Origin of the sequence: Brevibacterium sp. SIMBA_078 (assembly GCF_046534565.1) — a bacterium.
Classification (GTDB): Bacteria; Actinomycetota; Actinomycetes; order Actinomycetales; family Brevibacteriaceae; genus Brevibacterium.
On sequence record NZ_JAWRYQ010000164.1, the window covers coordinates 1 to 278 of the forward strand.

Below are 278 nucleotides of genomic sequence, written 5' to 3' on the forward strand. Positions count from 1 at the left end.
GTCATAGTGTCTCAAATTACTAGAATGTCCCCAGCACTTGACAGTTCCCTGCTGTTCATACAGAGTAATCAGTTATTTCTATTTAAAGGAGCCATTATCGCTAATGCCTTGGGTATTATCTTTGGAGCTGTTTATTTGTATGCCGATATAAGAAGTGAAAGAGATTTAGCTGATAAACTAAGTATTCAACGTTTATACTTACTTTTAGAAGGAGCTAATAGGTACGAGTCCATTATTCCTTCTAGCAACTTTCGCATATTCTCATATTGTAAAAGAGC

The 278-nt window shown here is 35.6% G+C and carries 1 protein-coding gene; it reads left to right on the forward strand.

What is annotated here, in order from left to right; genetic code table 11:
* Window positions 1–24 precede the first annotated feature (24 nt).
* Window positions 25–278 (forward strand): hypothetical protein (locus SB749_RS19295; RefSeq protein ID WP_410711725.1); only part of this gene is annotated, 254 nt, incomplete at its 3' end.